We start from the raw sequence: 17229 nt of genomic DNA on the forward strand, positions 1-17229 counted from the left end.
TTAACAAGAAAATATAGTAAAAGAGACCTCTCCAATAGGATAAGGTCTCTAACACGTCGTTATTATTTTTTCTTTGGAATTTTAATTGTAATTTGATAGTACTCATCAAATTCTTCTTCCTCAGAATTAACATTCAAACCACTTTCAGTAACCATTTGTAAAGATTGTCTAATTGTATTCATAGCAATCCTCGTATCTCGACTTACTGCTTTTTGCTTTGCCTTACGCTTCGGTTTTGCTTCCTCTAGTAACTTCGCAATTCGTTCTTCTGTTTGCTTTACATTCAGTTGTTTCTCCACAATTTCCTGTAAAACCTTCAGTTGTAATTCCTCATTTTTTAAAGGAATGAGAGCGCGGGCGTGACGTTCTGTAATGCTTTTTTCTAATAATGCACTTTTTATTTCTTCAGGCAACTTTAACAATCGCAACTTATTTGCGATTGTAGATTGTCCTTTTCCAAGTCGTTGTGCCAATGCTTCTTGTGTTAAATTATGTAACTCAATCAGCTTTTGATATGCCACAGCTTCCTCGATTGCCGTTAGTTCCTCACGTTGCAAGTTTTCAATTAAAGCTACAGAAGCTGTCTCTGTATCATTTAAGTTCTTTATAATTGCAGGAACCTTTTCCCAACCTAACTTTGTTGCCGCACGAAAGCGTCTTTCTCCAGCGATAATCTCGTACTTATCATCCTCATATTGCCTTACAACAATCGGTTGAATAAGTCCATGTGTACGAATCGTTAATGCTAGCTCATCAATACGTGCATCATCAAAAACTGTTCTTGGTTGATAACGGTTAGGGGTAATATTTACTATCGGAATTTCTTGTATTTCTTCATATACCTTTTTATCTATTTCTTCATGGCTTTCGTCTTGTAATTCGAATTCGCTCTCTTTATCTCCAAAGCCAAATAAACGAGAAAACGTATTTTTCATACATATTCCACCACCTTTTAGGCCTATTGACTATTCTCCATAAAATGTTTCCTATGAAACATTTACGTTTTCATTTATATAATTTAATCTTACGTCTAATAAGATTTATTTTTCAATAGGTAATTTATTGGGCGTTCCCGGTTTGCGTGGATATTTCTTTGGTGTCTTGCGCTTTTTCTCGATTAATAAAATATTACGTTCACTCTCTTCAAACGGTAATTGGAACGTAGACATCTCTTTTAACTCTCCGCCTAGCACCTCTAAAGCATACTTACCATTTTCGATTTCTTCATTTGCTGCTGCACCTTTCATTGCAATGAATGTTCCTCCAACTTTTACAAGTGGTAAACATAGCTCACTTAATACAGAAAGACGTGCAACTGCACGTGCCATTACAATATCGTATGATTCACGTACACCTTCTTTTTTCCCAAATGTTTCAGCACGATCATGACAAAATGCAACATCACTTAATTCTAACTTTTGTGCTAAGTGATTTAAGAAATTAATACGTTTTTGCAATGAATCTACAATTGTTACTTTTAAGTGCGGGAAACAGATTTTTAAAGGAATACTTGGGAATCCAGCCCCTGCACCAACATCACAAATTGAGAACGGTTTTGAAAAATCATAATAAAAAGCAGCTGTAATAGAATCAAAAAAGTGTTTTAAGTATACTTCTTCTTTTTCTGTAATAGCCGTTAAGTTCATTTTCTCATTCCACTCTACTAATGTTTCAAAGTAGATTTTGAACTGCTCTAACTGTCTAGAAGAGAGGGTGATCCCCTTCTCTTCTAGCATAGATTGAAATTGTTCTATGTTCATCTAGCAATATCTCCTTACTATTTATTGGTTCGATACGCGCGCAATTTTTCCTTGTTCTATATAAACAAGTAAAATGGAAATATCCGCTGGATTTACGCCAGAAATACGTGAAGCCTGCCCCATTGAAAGTGGACGAACATCTTTCAATTTCTGTCTAGCTTCTGAGGCAAGGCTAGAAATCGCATCATAATCAATATCTACAGGTATTTTTTTACTCTCCATTTTCTTCATACGCTCTACTTGCTGTAAAGATTTTTCAATGTATCCTTCGTACTTAATCTGAATTTCAACTTGTTCTGTAACTTCATCACTTAATTCTACTTCACTTGGTACTAAAAGATGAATATGCTCATATGTCATCTCTGGACGACGTAATAAGTCACTTGCACGTATTCCATCTTTCAATTCACTTCCGCCAATATTGCGAATTAATTCTTGAACCTCAGGACGTGGTTTAATAATAATGCTGCTTAAACGTTCCTTTTCCTGTTCAATTTGTAGTTTTTTATTTGTAAATCGCTCATAGCGCTCTTCTTTAATTAATCCAATTTCACGACCAACTTCAGTTAAACGAAGATCAGCATTATCATGGCGTAATAATAGACGGTATTCTGCACGAGATGTTAATAAACGATATGGTTCATTTGTACCTTTCGTAACAAGATCATCAATTAAGACACCAATATAAGCATCCTCACGACCTAAAACAACTTCTTTTTTACCTAAAGAACGGCATGCTGCATTAATCCCAGCCATAAGCCCTTGTCCTGCCGCCTCTTCGTAACCAGAAGTTCCATTAATTTGTCCTGCTGTATATAAATTTTTAATCTTTTTCGTTTCAAGTGTTGGCCATAGTTGTGTTGGCACAATTGCATCATATTCAATTGCATAACCTGTGCGCATCATTTCAACATTTTCTAGGCCTGGAATTGTTCTAAGCATGTCACGTTGTACATCTTCTGGTAGGCTTGTGGATAAACCTTGCACATATACTTCTTGTGTATTACGCCCTTCTGGCTCTAAGAAAATTTGATGACGTGGTTTATCATTAAATCTTACTACTTTGTCTTCAATAGAAGGACAGTATCTAGGGCCTGTTCCTTTAATCATACCAGAATACATAGCTGAACGATGTAAATTTTCATCTATTAAACGGTGTGTTTCTGTACTTGTATATGTCAACCAACATGGAATTTGATCCATAATAAATTTCGTTGTTTCAAAAGAGAACGAACGTGGCTTATCATCACCCGGTTGAATTTCTGTTTTACTGTAGTCAATTGTATTACTGTTTACACGCGGAGGTGTCCCTGTTTTAAATCTAACAAGATCAAACCCAAGTTCCTCTAAATGCTCAGATAATGTAATAGACGGTTGCTGATTATTTGGACCGCTTGAATATTTTAAGTCGCCCATGATAATCTCGCCACGTAAAAATGTTCCAGTCGTAATTACAACGGTTTTTGCTGTATATTCTGCACCAGCTTGTGTAACTACCCCTTTACACATACCATCTTCAACGATTAAACGCTCTACCATTCCTTGGAATAACGTTAAGTTTGGTGTTTCTTCAATTGTTTTCTTCAATTCATGTTGGTAAGAGAATTTATCAGCTTGCGCTCGAAGTGCACGTACAGCTGGCCCCTTACCTGTATTTAGCATACGCATTTGAATATGAGTTTTATCAATATTACGTCCCATTTCTCCGCCTAATGCATCAATTTCACGAACAACAATCCCTTTTGCTGGTCCACCAACAGAAGGGTTACATGGCATGAAAGCTACCATATCTAAGTTAATTGTTAACATTAATGTTTTTGAGCCCATTCGTGCTGCCGCAAGACCAGCTTCACATCCTGCATGACCTGCACCGATTACTATGACATCATATGAACCGGCATTGTATCCCATTGTTTATTCCTCCTAATAATCTCTATCTTTCTAAAACATCACTATATTATTTTCCTAAACAAAATTGAGAGAACAACTGGTCAATTAGGCTTTCATGGACTGTGTCACCAGTAATTTCACCAAGTATTTCCCACGTTCTTGTTAAATCAATTTGCACCATATCAATTGGTACACCATTTTCTATTGCCTCAATTGCATCACCGATTGTTTGTCCCGCTTGTGTTAATAATCCAATATGTCTCGCATTAGAAACATATGTCATATCTGCAGAATCGATTGTTCCTTCAAAGAATAAATCAGCTATTGCCTTTTCGAGTTCATCTATTCCTTGTTCCTCAATTAAGGATGTTGTAATAACACGATTTCCCGCAGCTAACTCTGTAACACGTTCCATATCAATCGCTTGCGGTAAATCAGTCTTATTCACAATAACAATAAAGTCTTTTCCTTGTACCGCATGGAATAGATCTTCATCCTCATTTGTTAAAGCCTCGCTATAGTTGACAACAACTAATACTAAATCTGCTTGGCTCATCATTTCTTTTGATCGCTCCACACCAATTCGTTCAACAACATCTTCTGTCTCACGAATACCGGCTGTATCTATAAGTTTAAGAGGTACACCACGCACATTAACGTACTCTTCAATAACATCACGAGTTGTTCCTGCAATATCAGTTACAATTGCTTTTTTCTCCTGAACAAGACTATTTAATAACGATGATTTCCCAACATTAGGTCTACCGATAATTGCTGTAGCAATACCTTCACGTAAAATTTTCCCTTGTTTTGATGTTTCTAATATTTTTTCGATTTCCGAACGAACATGCGTCGCTTTCTCAATTAAAATATTATGTGTCATCTCTTCTACATCATCGTATTCTGGATAATCTATATTTACCTCAACATGAGCTAATGTTTCTAATATTTCTTGACGTAGGCGACCAATTAATTTAGATAATCGCCCTTCCATTTGATTAATTGCTACATTCATCGCACGATCTGTTTTTGCTCGAATCAAATCCATAACAGCTTCTGCTTGTGATAAATCGATACGTCCATTTAAAAAAGCACGTTTTGTAAATTCGCCCGGTTCTGCCAATCGTACTCCTTGCGCTAGAATAAGTTGCAATACTTTATTTACTGAAACAAGTCCGCCATGACAGTTAATTTCCACTATATTTTCACGTGTAAAAGTCCTTGGTGCGCGCATAATAGACACCATAACTTCTTCAATAACTTGATTTGTATCTAAATCAACGATATGACCATAATGAATAGTGTGAGAAGGAACCTCTGTTAAATCCTTCCCTTTAAAAATACGGTCAACTTTCTCAACCGCATCATCCCCACTTACTCGAACAATGGCAATTGCACCCTCTCCAAGCGCTGTGGAAATCGCAGCAATTGTATCAAATTCCATGTCCTTTCACCTCACTTGCTTATTTATCTCTATTTCAACATGATTATTTCTTTCACTAAATTATTAGGATACCATAACGAACCTATCTACAAAAGAAGAATAACTCATTTTATTATATCCCCATGTAAAAAACACTAAACTTATTCACAGTGGATAAGTTTAGTGTTTTTTAGTTATCCACATCTATTTTTCGCTCAAAAAAACCGGCACTCATTTGAGCAACCGGTCATTTAGGAGATATTACAACATGCCGATGTGGTTCATTTCCTTCAGAAGTTGTTTTGATACCTTGATGATTTGATAATGCCTGATGAATAATTTTTCGTTCAAAAGATGGCATCGGTTCTAAAATAACTCTTTTTTTCGTATTAGATACTTGTTTCGCTAATCGATAAGAAAGTGATTCTAGCGTACTTTTTCTTTTACTACGATAATTTTCAGCATCTAGTGTAATACCTATATACTGCTTCGTGTTACGATTCGCAACAAGTTTTGTTAAATACTGTAAAGAGTTTAGTGTATTACCTCTTTTTCCAATTAAAACTCCTACATCATCACCAGAAATTGTAAATTCGATCTCGCGTCCTTTTACAACTTTACTAATTTCAACTTCCACACCCATATTGTGAATAACATTTCTTAAATATTCTTCACATTCCTGAATTGGATCTTTCTTCAATACAACTTCTACTACTGCAGGACGATTCCCAAATAAACCTAAGAATCCTCTTTTACCCTCATCGACAATATTTATATCTACTCGATCTTTTGATGTATTTAATTGCCTTAAAGCATCCTCTACTGCCAGCTCGACTGTTTGTCCTTTAGCAGTAATTATACTCACTTGCTTGAGCCTCCAGCTTTGCTAGCCTTAATCTCTGGCCCTTTGATAAAGTACATTTGAGCAATACCAAAGATATTACCAACAACCCAGTAAAGTGATAATGCAGCTGGGAAGTTAATTGCAAAGATTAAAATCATAATCGGCATAAGCCAAAGCATCATTGCCATTTGCGGATTTTGACCAGCTGTTCCTGCCATTGCAAGCTTTTGCTGAATAAATGTCGTAATTGCTGCAACAACCGGTAAGATATAGAACGGATCTGCCTGTCCTAAATCAAACCATAAAAATGTATGTTCACTAATTGCTGTTGTTCTCATAATCGCATGATAAAACGCGAATAAAATAGGCATCTGAACAAATATCGGTAAACATCCTGCCAATGGATTTACACCATTCTTTTGATATAACTGCATCATTTCTTGTTGTAGTTTTTGCTGTGTTGCTTGATCTTTAGAACTATATTTCTCTTTTAACTTCACCATTTCTGGTTGTAACGCTTGCATTGCTTTTGTACTCTTTGTTTGTTTAATCATTAATGGTAATAATGCAAAACGAATGATAAGAGTTGTAATAACAATTGCTAAACCGTAATTACTGTTAAATAAGTCGGCAAAATACGTGATTAACTGAGAAAGCGGATATACGAAATATTCATTCCAAATCCCAGTACTTTTCGATGTAATCGGCTGACCCGTTTCACTACAACCGGTGGCAATCGCCATTAATGCAACGACCATGGCTAGTAAACCTAATTTCTTTTTCAAAGCCTACTCCTCCTTGTATCGGTATGTATATAGTGTAATTCATTTCCTTACGCTACTTTTTTATTCTTTTCATACCAGAGCGTTTAAAGACATGAATTAAGCTTTTCTTTACTTCTTCATATGTCATCTCTGCACAAGGCTTCCTTGCTATTATAACAAAATCTTTTCCAGAATCTATCTCATCTTTTAACTCTGTAATAGCTTGACGGACCATGCGCTTAATTCGATTACGAACTACTGCATTTCCTATTTTCTTGCTAACAGAAAGGCCGATGCGAAAGTTTGGCTGTTCTTCTTTATCTAATTGGTATACAACAAACTGACGATTCGCATTTGATTTTCCTTTTTGAAAAACCGCCTGGAATTCATCATTCTTCTTTATACGATGTTTTTTCTTCATATCAATTGACACTCCTGTATTTCATCAGCGGAAATTCACTATTATTAGAAAAAAAGACCACTGAACGATCAGTGGTCTACGCAGATAATACTTTTCTTCCTTTACGACGACGAGCTGCTAGCACTTTACGTCCGTTCGCTGTGCTCATACGGCTGCGGAAACCATGTACTTTGCTGCGCTTACGTTTATTTGGTTGGTAAGTTCTTTTCATTATATGACACCTCCCTGAGGAATATCTGTTAAAGACAGTCCTATAAATTATAGTTAATCAACTAGGAAAATGTCAATGGTTCTAGAAATTTTCATCAAATATTCATTTTGAACCTATTCACATACTTTTTCACAGCATCTATATTTCCTTGTGGATAAATGTTTTTTCACGTTTTTTATATCCACAAACTTTTTTCCCACTTTTACACAGTATATCGTGTTGTGGACAAGTTTATTCCACAAGGTATTGATTTTGTGGATAACTTTCTTAAATTCATTGCTATAGCCACTTTTTTTTGATATTATAGTTGTGTTTTCACTTTGAATAAGTTTTCCACATCTTTATCTTATCCACAATTTGTGTATAACATGTGGACAGTTTTAATCACATGTGGGTAAACAGTTGTCCACATTTGTTTTTTTTGTCGAAAACCCTATCTCATATACAAACGACGTTTTTAGGTTTTAAAATACGTTTCGTATAAATATACATTTTATATTTATTAGGTTGTACATTTGTTGCGCAGCCTTATTCTTTTACCATCTTAGTAAAGGAGGGACACCTTTGGAAAATATCTCTGATTTATGGAATAGTGCCTTAAAAGAATTAGAAAAAAAGGTAAGCAAGCCTAGTTATGAGACATGGTTAAAATCAACAACGGCTCATAACTTGAAGAAAGACGTATTAACGATTACAGCTCCAAATGAATTTGCTCGTGACTGGCTAGAATCTCATTACTCAGAACTAATTTCAGAAACACTATACGATTTAACAGGGGCAAAATTAGCAATTCGCTTTATTATTCCCCAAAGTCAAGCGGAAGAGGACATTGATCTTCCTCCAGTTAAGCGGAATCCAGCACAAGATGATTCAGCTCATTTACCACAGAGCATGTTAAATCCAAAATATACATTTGATACATTTGTTATCGGCTCTGGTAACCGTTTTGCCCATGCAGCTTCATTAGCTGTAGCCGAGGCGCCAGCTAAAGCGTATAATCCACTCTTTATTTACGGGGGAGTTGGGCTTGGAAAGACGCATTTAATGCACGCGATTGGCCATTATGTAATTGAACATAATCCAAATGCAAAAGTTGTATATTTATCATCAGAAAAATTCACGAATGAATTTATTAACTCTATTCGTGATAATAAAGCTGTTGATTTTCGTAATAAATATCGCAATGTAGATGTTTTATTGATAGATGATATTCAATTTCTTGCTGGAAAAGAACAAACTCAAGAAGAGTTTTTCCATACATTTAATGCATTACACGAAGAAAGTAAACAAATTGTAATTTCTAGTGATCGACCACCAAAAGAAATTCCAACTTTAGAAGATCGTCTTCGTTCTCGCTTTGAATGGGGACTTATTACAGATATTACGCCGCCAGATTTAGAAACACGAATTGCAATTTTACGCAAAAAAGCAAAAGCTGAAGGGCTTGATATACCAAATGAAGTTATGCTTTATATCGCAAATCAAATTGATTCAAATATTCGCGAATTAGAAGGTGCACTTATCCGAGTTGTAGCTTATTCATCTTTAATTAATAAAGATATTAATGCTGATTTAGCAGCTGAAGCACTTAAAGATATTATTCCAAATTCTAAGCCGAAAATTATCTCTATTTATGATATTCAAAAAGCTGTCGGAGACGTTTATCAAGTAAAATTAGAAGATTTTAAAGCGAAAAAACGTACAAAATCAGTTGCGTTTCCTCGCCAAATTGCAATGTATTTATCACGCGAACTTACGGATTCCTCTTTACCAAAAATAGGTGAAGAATTTGGTGGACGTGATCATACAACAGTTATCCATGCCCATGAAAAAATTTCTAAACTACTAAAAACCGATACGCAATTACAAAAGCAGGTTGAAGAAATTAATGGTATTTTAAAGTAGTAGCTGAATAGTGTGAATAACTTACCTTGTTTTACGCACAGTCTATCCACATGTAGATAGACTGTTTTTACATCCTTCAAAGGGGTTATCCACATATCCACAAGCCCTATTACTATTACTACTATTTTTTATCTTTATTAATTAAATAAAATCTTATACTTACCGGAGGTTTTTCTTTATGCGTTTTACAATACAAAAAGACTATCTTGTAAGAGGTGTACAAGATGTAATGAAGGCAGTTTCTTCTCGTACAACAATCCCCATCCTTACGGGAATTAAAGTTGTAGCTACTGAAGAAGGGGTTACATTAACAGGAAGCGATGCTGATATTTCTATTGAATCGTTTATTCCAGTCGAAGAAGATGGAAAAGAAATCGTAGAAATAGCTCAATCAGGAAGCATTGTTTTACAAGCAAAATATTTTAGTGAGATTGTAAAAAAACTACCTAAGGATACTGTCGAAATTTCTGTGGAAAATCATTTTATGACAAAAATAAAATCTGGAAAATCAGAGTTTAACTTAAATGGTTTAGATTCTGCAGAATATCCGTTATTACCACAGATTGAAGAACATCATGTATTTAAGATACCAACAGATTTACTTAAACATATGATCAGACAAACTGTATTTGCAGTTTCTACTTCTGAAACAAGACCAATCTTGACAGGTGTAAACTGGAAGGTATATAACAGCGAGTTAACTTGTATTGCAACAGATAGTCATAGACTGGCACTTCGAAAAGCGAAAATCGAAGGACATAATATTGCAGATGAATTTCAAGCTAATGTTGTTATTCCAGGTAAGAGCTTAAACGAATTAAGTAAAATTCTGGATGAGTCTGAAGAGATGGTAGATATTGTAATAACTGAGTATCAAGTATTATTCCGTACAAAGCATTTATTATTCTTCTCAAGATTGTTAGAAGGAAATTATCCAGATACGACACGTTTAATTCCAGCAGAGAGTAAAACGGATATTTTTGTAAATACAAAAGAATTCCTACAAGCAATTGATCGTGCTTCACTATTAGCGAGAGATGGCCGCAATAACGTTGTCAAATTATCAACTTTAGAGCAAGAAATGCTAGAGATTTCCTCGAATTCACCAGAAATTGGAAAAGTTGTCGAAGAAGTACAATGTGAAAAAGTAGATGGAGAAGAGTTAAAAATATCTTTTAGTGCAAAATATATGATGGATGCATTGAAAGCTCTAGATAGTACAGAGATTAAAGTTAGCTTTACTGGGGCGATGAGACCGTTCTTAATTCGTACAGTAAATGATGATTCAATTATTCAATTAATTTTACCGGTTCGTACTTACTAGGTAAGGAATAAGGGTTGCTAGTTTAAAGATGCTAGTGGCCCTTATTTGATTTTTGGGTATTACTTTCCTAATGTTAGTTTATTTAGTACAATGAAAGAATGAACACTTTCAGAAAGTGAGCGATTTTATGAAACATATTAAAATTTCAACAGAGTATATTACACTAGGACAATTTTTAAAGTTAGCTGATGTAATTGATACAGGTGGCGCTGTAAAATGGTTTTTACAAGAATATGAAGTGTACGTGAACAACGAACTTGAAAATAGAAGAGGTCGCAAACTATATGCGAATGATGTTATTGAAATTCCAGGAAGCGGAACTTTCCAAGTTCAGGCATAAAGGGGGAGCCCTTTGTTTATTTCAGAAATACAATTAAAAAACTATCGCAATTATGAAAAATTAGAGCTTTCCTTTGAAGATAAGGTAAATGTAATTATCGGCGAAAATGCACAAGGGAAAACAAACTTGATGGAAGCTATTTATGTTTTAGCGATGGCGAAATCTCATAGAACCTCTAATGATCGCGAACTTATCCGCTGGGATGAAGAGTTTGGTCAAATAAAAGGGAAATTACAAAAAAGAAACAGTTCTTTGTCTTTGGAATTAAATATTTCGAAAAAAGGTAAAAAGGCAAAATTAAATCAACTTGAACAACAAAAGTTAAGTCAATATATTGGCGTGATGAACGTTGTCATGTTTGCCCCAGAAGATTTAAATCTTGTAAAAGGAAGCCCTCAAGTAAGAAGACGCTTTTTAGATATGGAATTAGGACAAATAGCTCCTATATATTTGTATGAATTAAGTCAATATCAAAAGGTGCTCACGCAACGAAATCACTTGTTGAAAAAAATGCAAGGGAATAGTAAGAATGAGGAAACGATGTTGGATGTATTTACACTTCAACTAATTGAGCATGGTGCGAAAATACTGCAAAAACGTTTTGAATTTTTGCATTTGCTACAGGAATGGGCAGCTCCAATTCATCGCGGTATAAGCCGTGGATTAGAAGAGTTAGAAATTGTCTATAAACCAAGTGTAGATGTATCAGAATCAATGGATTTGTCGAAAATAAAAGAAGTATACTATGAAAGTTTTCAATCTGTGAAACAACGTGAAATTTTCCGTGGTACGACTTTAATTGGTCCTCATCGTGATGATTTACAATTCTTCGTTAATAGTAAAAATGTTCAAGTCTTTGGTTCGCAAGGGCAACAACGAACGACCGCACTATCCCTAAAATTAGCTGAAATTGAATTAATTTATTCAGAGGTTAAAGAATATCCAATCCTTTTGCTGGATGATGTTTTATCAGAATTAGACGATTATCGTCAATCACATCTGTTAAATACAATTCAAGGAAAGGTGCAAACATTTGTTACAACGACGAGTGTCGACGGAATTGAACACGAAACATTAAAAGATGCGAAAACAATTCATGTAACGAACGGCACGGTAGATTGTGAAATAGATAGGGCATAAACCCCTGTTTAAATGGAAAAGTAGGTGATCTTTGTGTCAATGGAACAAAAACAAATGCAAGAAAATGCATATGATGAAAGTCAGATACAGGTACTTGAAGGACTAGAGGCAGTTCGGAAACGTCCGGGTATGTATATTGGATCTACGAGTGGAAAGGGACTTCACCACCTTGTATGGGAGATTGTCGATAATAGTATCGATGAAGCGTTAGCAGGATATTGTGATGAAATTAACGTTAGTATCGAAGAAGATAATAGTATTCTTGTAACGGATAATGGACGTGGTATTCCAGTTGGTATACAAGAAAAAATGGGGCGTCCTGCAGTAGAGGTTATTATGACTGTCCTCCACGCTGGTGGTAAATTTGGCGGTGGCGGTTACAAAGTTTCTGGTGGTTTGCACGGTGTTGGTGCATCTGTTGTAAATGCCTTATCAACAGAATTAGAAGTATTTGTACATCGTGATGGTAAAATCCATTACCAAAAATACGAAAGAGGTATTCCGGTTGCAGATTTAAAAGTCATCGGTGATACAGATAAGACTGGAACAATAACTCGCTTTAAACCGGATCCAGAAATTTTTAAAGAGACGACAGAATATGAATTCGATACGCTAGCGACTCGTATGCGTGAGTTGGCGTTTTTAAATCGTAATATTAAATTAACAATTGAAGATAAACGTGAACATAAGCAAAAGAAAGAGTTCCACTATGAAGGTGGAATTAAATCATATGTTGAACATTTAAATCGTTCAAAACAACCAATTCATGAAGAGCCTGTATATGTAGAAGGTTCAAAAGATGGTATTCAAGTTGAAGTTGCGCTTCAATATAACGAAGGATATACAAATCATATTTACTCATTTACAAATAATATTCATACGTATGAAGGTGGTACACATGAGGTAGGATTTAAAACTGCCTTAACACGTGTGATTAACGATTATGGTCGTAAAAATAACATTTTAAAAGATGCGGATAGTAATTTGACTGGTGAAGATGTTCGTGAAGGTTTAACAGCAATTGTGTCGATTAAACATCCAAATCCACAATTTGAAGGGCAAACGAAGACGAAACTTGGAAATAGTGAAGCGAGGACGATTACGGAGTCAGTATTCTCTGAGGCTTTTGAAAAATTCTTACTGGAAAATCCCAATGTTGCACGTAAGATTGTAGATAAAGGAACGATGGCAGCACGTGCGCGTGTAGCAGCTAAAAAAGCTCGTGAGCTAACTCGCCGAAAGAGTGCTTTAGAAGTTTCAAGTTTACCAGGGAAATTGGCAGATTGTTCTTCTAAAGATCCAGCAATTAGTGAAATTTATATCGTAGAGGGTGACTCTGCGGGTGGATCTGCAAAACAAGGACGCGATCGTCATTTTCAAGCAATTTTACCGCTGAAGGGTAAAATTATTAATGTTGAAAAGGCACGCTTAGATAAGATTTTATCAAATGATGAAGTTCGTACAATTATTACGGCGATTGGTACAAATATTGGTGGGGACTTCGATATCGAAAAAGCACGCTATCATAAAGTTATTATTATGACCGATGCCGATGTTGATGGTGCGCATATTCGTACCCTATTATTAACTTTCTTCTATCGTTATATGCGTCAAATAATTGAGTGTGGATATATATATATCGCACAGCCACCGTTGTTTAAGGTGCAACAAGGTAAAAAAATTCAATATGCTTATAATGATAAAGAACTTGAAAAAATATTAGCTGAGTTACCAGCCCAGCCGAAACCAGGAATTCAACGTTATAAAGGTCTTGGAGAGATGAATCCAACTCAGCTATGGGAGACGACAATGGATCCAGAAGTACGTTCGTTACTTCAAGTTTCTCTTCAAGATGCAATAGAAGCAGATGAAACATTTGAAATTTTAATGGGTGATAAAGTGGAACCACGTCGTAACTTTATCCAAGAGAATGCAAAATACGTGAAAAACCTTGATATTTAAATGAGTAATGACAGGAATCTAAGTATTCCTGTCTTCTACATATAAATCAATGTATGTATAACGGAAACGTAAGAGGAGGTGCTCGTTGATGTCAGACAATCAACAACAAGCACGAATTCGAGAAATTAATATTAGTCATGAAATGCGTACCTCATTTTTAGATTACGCAATGAGTGTTATCGTATCTCGTGCATTACCAGATGTTCGTGATGGATTAAAACCTGTGCATCGTAGGGTTTTATATGCGATGAATGATTTAGGAATTACAGCTGATAAAGCGTATAAGAAATCAGCACGTATTGTCGGTGAAGTAATCGGGAAGTATCACCCTCATGGTGATTCAGCCGTTTATGAAACAATGGTACGTATGGCGCAAGATTTCAGTCAACGTTATATGCTTGTAGATGGGCATGGTAACTTCGGTTCTGTAGATGGAGATTCAGCAGCGGCAATGCGTTATACAGAGGCAAGAATGTCTAAGATTTCTATGGAATTAATACGTGATATTTCAAAAAATACAATTGATTATCAAGATAACTACGATGGTTCGGAAAGAGAGCCGATTGTATTACCAGCGCGTTTTCCTAATTTATTAGTAAACGGTACGACAGGTATTGCAGTTGGTATGGCAACAAATATTCCGCCGCATCAACTTGGCGAAGTAATTGATGGTGTGTTGGCATTAAGTCATAACCCGGATATTACTATAGCGGAGTTAATGGAATATATTCCTGGACCAGACTTCCCGACATCAGGTTTAATCTTAGGTCGAAGTGGCATCCGTAGAGCTTATGAAACAGGGCGCGGTTCTATTATGCTTCGTGCCAAAGTTGAAATTGAAGAGAAATCAAATGGTAAACAATCTATTATCGTAACGGAACTACCTTATCAAGTTAATAAGGCACGATTAATTGAAAAAATCGCAGAATTAGTTCGCGATAAGAAAATTGAAGGTATTACAGATTTACGTGATGAATCAGACCGAAATGGTATGCGTATTGTCATGGAAGTACGTCGTGACGCCAATGCAAACGTACTATTAAACAATCTATATAAACATACAGCACTTCAAACAAGTTTCGGTATTAATATGTTGTCTCTTGTAAATGGAGAGCCTCAAGTACTAAATTTAAAACAAAACTTATATCATTATTTGGAGCACCAGAAGGTAGTAATCCGTAGACGTACTGCGTATGAATTAGAAAAAGCAGAGGCACGTGCTCATATTTTAGAAGGATTACGAATTGCTTTAGATCATCTTGATGAAGTTATTACGTTAATTCGTAGTTCAAAAACGGCTGATATTGCAAAGCAAGGCTTAATGGAACGTTTCGGTTTAAGTGAGAAACAAGCGCAAGCGATTTTAGATATGCGTCTGCAACGTTTAACTGGATTAGAACGTGAAAAAATCGAGCAAGAATATCAAGATTTAATGAATTTAATTGCTGAATTAAAAGCGATTTTAGCAGATGAAGAGAAAGTTCTTGAGATTATTCGTGAAGAATTAACAGAAGTAAAAGAGCGTTTCAATGATAAGAGACGAACAGAAATTACAATTGGCGGTATGGAATTTATTGAAGATGAAGATTTAATTCCTGAGCAAAATATTGCAATTACGTTAACTCATAACGGTTATATTAAGAGGTTACCAGCTTCTACGTACAAAACACAGAACCGTGGGGGACGTGGTGTACAAGGAATGGGTACGAATGATGATGACTTTGTTGAACACTTATTAACAACGTCTACTCATGATCATATTTTATTCTTTACAAACAAGGGTAAAGTATACCGTACGAAAGGATATGAAATCCCAGAGTATAGTCGTACTGCAAAAGGGCTACCAATTATTAACCTATTAGGGGTAGATAAGGGTGAGTGGATCAATGCCATTATTCCAATTCGTGAATTTGGTGACGACCAGTTCTTATTCTTTACAACGAAACAAGGTATTTCTAAGAGAACGCCACTTTCATCATTTGCAAATATACGTACGAACGGTTTAATTGCAATTTCGCTTCGTGAAGAAGATGAAGTGATTTCTGTACGTTTAACATCTGGCGATAAAGATATTATCGTAGGGACAAGCAACGGTATGTTAATTCGCTTCAATGAACAAGATGTACGTTCTATGGGCCGTAATGCAGCTGGTGTAAAAGCTATTACATTAGGCGAAGAGGACCAAGTAGTAGGTATGGAAATTGTTGAAGAAGATACGAATGTCTTAATTGTAACGAAAAACGGGTATGGTAAGCGTACTCCAGTTGAAGAGTATCGACTACAAAGCCGTGGTGGTAAAGGTCTTAAAACTTGTAACATTACAGATAAAAACGGTAAGTTAGTAGCGGTTAAGTCTGTAACAGGTGAAGAAGACATCATGCTAATTACAGCCGCAGGCGTTATTATTCGTATGCCGGTTGATCAAATCTCTCAAATGGGACGTAATACACAAGGTGTTCGTCTAATTCGTTTAGAGGATGAGCAAGAGGTAGCGACAGTAGCAAAAGCACAGAAAGATGAAGAAGAAGAATCTAATGAAGAGGTTTCTTCTGAAGAATAAGAGGGTGGATTTTCCCCCCCTCTTATTTTTTTATAATAATACTTGCATAGTGATAGCAAAGTCTATATAATAGGCAGAGTCAGCAAATGAGAGATACAAATTATCTTGAAAAACTTGTTGACGAAAATAATATACTATGATATATTATAAAAGTCGCTGAAACGCGATATTGAACTTTGAAAACTAAACGAAACAAACAACGTGAAACGTCAATTTTTATTTTTAGATGCTAGACAAACTAACTTTATTGGAGAGTTTGATCCTGGCTCAGGATGAACGCTGGCGGCGTGCCTAATACATGCAAGTCGAGCGAATGGATTGAGAGCTTGCTCTCAAGAAGTTAGCGGCGGACGGGTGAGTAACACGTGGGTAACCTGCCCATAAGACTGGGATAACTCCGGGAAACCGGGGCTAATACCGGATAACATTTTGAACTGCATGGTTCGAAATTGAAAGGCGGCTTCGGCTGTCACTTATGGATGGACCCGCGTCGCATTAGCTAGTTGGTGAGGTAACGGCTCACCAAGGCAACGATGCGTAGCCGACCTGAGAGGGTGATCGGCCACACTGGGACTGAGACACGGCCCAGACTCCTACGGGAGGCAGCAGTAGGGAATCTTCCGCAATGGACGAAAGTCTGACGGAGCAACGCCGCGTGAGTGATGAAGGCTTTCGGGTCGTAAAA

14 protein-coding genes and 1 rRNA gene (1 of these 15 running past the window's edge) are annotated in these 17229 nt (G+C 36.0%); 7 read left to right on the forward strand and 8 right to left on the reverse strand.

From position 1 onward, the window contains the following. Nucleotides 1-62: 62 nt before the first annotated feature. The 8 genes from noc to rpmH all read right to left on the reverse strand — a co-directional run bounded on the left by noc (nucleotide 63) and on the right by rpmH (nucleotide 7313). Nucleotides 63-935 (reverse strand): nucleoid occlusion protein, encoded by an 873-nt coding sequence (gene noc, locus AC0ONG_RS26220; RefSeq protein ID WP_000799016.1) that lies wholly within the window; start codon nucleotides 933-935, stop codon nucleotides 63-65. Between the two features lie 105 nt (nucleotides 936-1040). Continuing rightward, nucleotides 1041-1760 (reverse strand): 16S rRNA (guanine(527)-N(7))-methyltransferase RsmG, encoded by a 720-nt coding sequence (gene rsmG, locus AC0ONG_RS26225; protein ID WP_001019628.1) that lies wholly within the window; start codon nucleotides 1758-1760, stop codon nucleotides 1041-1043. 21 nt (nucleotides 1761-1781) lie between these two features. After that, a complete protein-coding gene (gene mnmG, locus AC0ONG_RS26230; protein WP_000541045.1) occupies nucleotides 1782-3671 on the reverse strand; it encodes a tRNA uridine-5-carboxymethylaminomethyl(34) synthesis enzyme MnmG in 1890 nt (629 codons plus the stop codon). Between the two features lie 46 nt (nucleotides 3672-3717). Continuing rightward, the gene (gene mnmE / locus AC0ONG_RS26235) at nucleotides 3718-5094 is read right to left on the reverse strand and encodes a tRNA uridine-5-carboxymethylaminomethyl(34) synthesis GTPase MnmE (protein WP_000393760.1); all 1377 of its coding nucleotides are present in this window, start codon (nucleotides 5092-5094) and stop codon (nucleotides 3718-3720) included. Nucleotides 5095-5320: 226 nt separating this feature from the next. Next, nucleotides 5321-5938, reverse strand: a complete 618-nt coding sequence (gene jag, locus AC0ONG_RS26240; protein WP_000022797.1) for an RNA-binding cell elongation regulator Jag/EloR — start codon at nucleotides 5936-5938, stop codon at nucleotides 5321-5323. Continuing rightward, nucleotides 5935-6702 carry a YidC family membrane integrase SpoIIIJ gene (gene spoIIIJ, locus AC0ONG_RS26245; protein WP_000727741.1) on the reverse strand — a complete coding sequence of 256 codons (768 nt, stop codon included), beginning with the start codon at nucleotides 6700-6702 and terminating at the stop codon, nucleotides 5935-5937. The genes jag and spoIIIJ overlap by 4 nt, the downstream gene beginning before the upstream one ends. 52 nt (nucleotides 6703-6754) lie before the next feature. Further along, nucleotides 6755-7102 (reverse strand): ribonuclease P protein component, encoded by a 348-nt coding sequence (rnpA, locus tag AC0ONG_RS26250; protein ID WP_000726621.1) that lies wholly within the window; start codon nucleotides 7100-7102, stop codon nucleotides 6755-6757. 76 nt (nucleotides 7103-7178) lie between these two features. After that, a complete protein-coding gene (rpmH, locus tag AC0ONG_RS26255) occupies nucleotides 7179-7313 on the reverse strand; it encodes a 50S ribosomal protein L34 (protein ID WP_000831901.1) in 135 nt (44 codons plus the stop codon). 564 nt (nucleotides 7314-7877) lie between these two features. Here rpmH and dnaA point away from each other — a divergent pair. The 7 genes from dnaA to AC0ONG_RS26290 form a co-directional block, all read left to right on the forward strand. Beyond that, nucleotides 7878-9218: a chromosomal replication initiator protein DnaA gene (gene dnaA / locus AC0ONG_RS26260; RefSeq protein ID WP_000428018.1), complete on the forward strand. Its 1341-nt coding sequence runs from the start codon at nucleotides 7878-7880 to the stop codon at nucleotides 9216-9218. Nucleotides 9219-9396: 178 nt separating this feature from the next. Beyond that, the gene (gene dnaN / locus AC0ONG_RS26265) at nucleotides 9397-10542 is read left to right on the forward strand and encodes a DNA polymerase III subunit beta (protein ID WP_001212884.1); all 1146 of its coding nucleotides are present in this window, start codon (nucleotides 9397-9399) and stop codon (nucleotides 10540-10542) included. A gap of 127 nt (nucleotides 10543-10669) precedes the next feature. After that, nucleotides 10670-10882, forward strand: a complete 213-nt coding sequence (gene yaaA / locus AC0ONG_RS26270) for a S4 domain-containing protein YaaA (RefSeq protein WP_000680510.1) — start codon at nucleotides 10670-10672, stop codon at nucleotides 10880-10882. 12 nt (nucleotides 10883-10894) lie between these two features. Beyond that, nucleotides 10895-12022, forward strand: coding sequence for a DNA replication/repair protein RecF (recF, locus tag AC0ONG_RS26275; protein WP_000470754.1), 1128 nt, complete (start codon nucleotides 10895-10897; stop codon nucleotides 12020-12022). 39 nt (nucleotides 12023-12061) lie between these two features. Next, a complete protein-coding gene (gyrB, locus tag AC0ONG_RS26280; RefSeq protein ID WP_000435979.1) occupies nucleotides 12062-13984 on the forward strand; it encodes a DNA topoisomerase (ATP-hydrolyzing) subunit B in 1923 nt (640 codons plus the stop codon). Between the two features lie 88 nt (nucleotides 13985-14072). Next, the gene (gyrA, locus tag AC0ONG_RS26285; RefSeq protein WP_001282868.1) at nucleotides 14073-16544 is read left to right on the forward strand and encodes a DNA gyrase subunit A; all 2472 of its coding nucleotides are present in this window, start codon (nucleotides 14073-14075) and stop codon (nucleotides 16542-16544) included. Between the two features lie 244 nt (nucleotides 16545-16788). Next, nucleotides 16789-17229 (forward strand): 16S ribosomal RNA (locus tag AC0ONG_RS26290) (it continues 1111 nt past the right edge of the window).

The sequence above is a fragment of the Bacillus sp. TCT6 genome (assembly GCF_056033845.1).

Coding starts and splice junctions, on each gene's coding strand:
- noc (WP_000799016.1), bottom strand. CDS start 935: ATGAAAAATACGTTTTCTCGTTTATTTGGCTTTGGAGATAAAGAGAGC.
- rsmG (WP_001019628.1), bottom strand. CDS start 1,760: ATGAACATAGAACAATTTCAATCTATGCTAGAAGAGAAGGGGATCACC.
- mnmG (WP_000541045.1), bottom strand. CDS start 3,671: ATGGGATACAATGCCGGTTCATATGATGTCATAGTAATCGGTGCAGGT.
- mnmE (WP_000393760.1), bottom strand. CDS start 5,094: ATGGAATTTGATACAATTGCTGCGATTTCCACAGCGCTTGGAGAGGGT.
- rnpA (WP_000726621.1), bottom strand. CDS start 7,102: ATGAAGAAAAAACATCGTATAAAGAAGAATGATGAATTCCAGGCGGTT.
- rpmH (WP_000831901.1), bottom strand. CDS start 7,313: ATGAAAAGAACTTACCAACCAAATAAACGTAAGCGCAGCAAAGTACAT.
- dnaN (WP_001212884.1), top strand. CDS start 9,397: ATGCGTTTTACAATACAAAAAGACTATCTTGTAAGAGGTGTACAAGAT.
- yaaA (WP_000680510.1), top strand. CDS start 10,670: ATGAAACATATTAAAATTTCAACAGAGTATATTACACTAGGACAATTT.
- gyrB (WP_000435979.1), top strand. CDS start 12,062: ATGGAACAAAAACAAATGCAAGAAAATGCATATGATGAAAGTCAGATA.
- gyrA (WP_001282868.1), top strand. CDS start 14,073: ATGTCAGACAATCAACAACAAGCACGAATTCGAGAAATTAATATTAGT.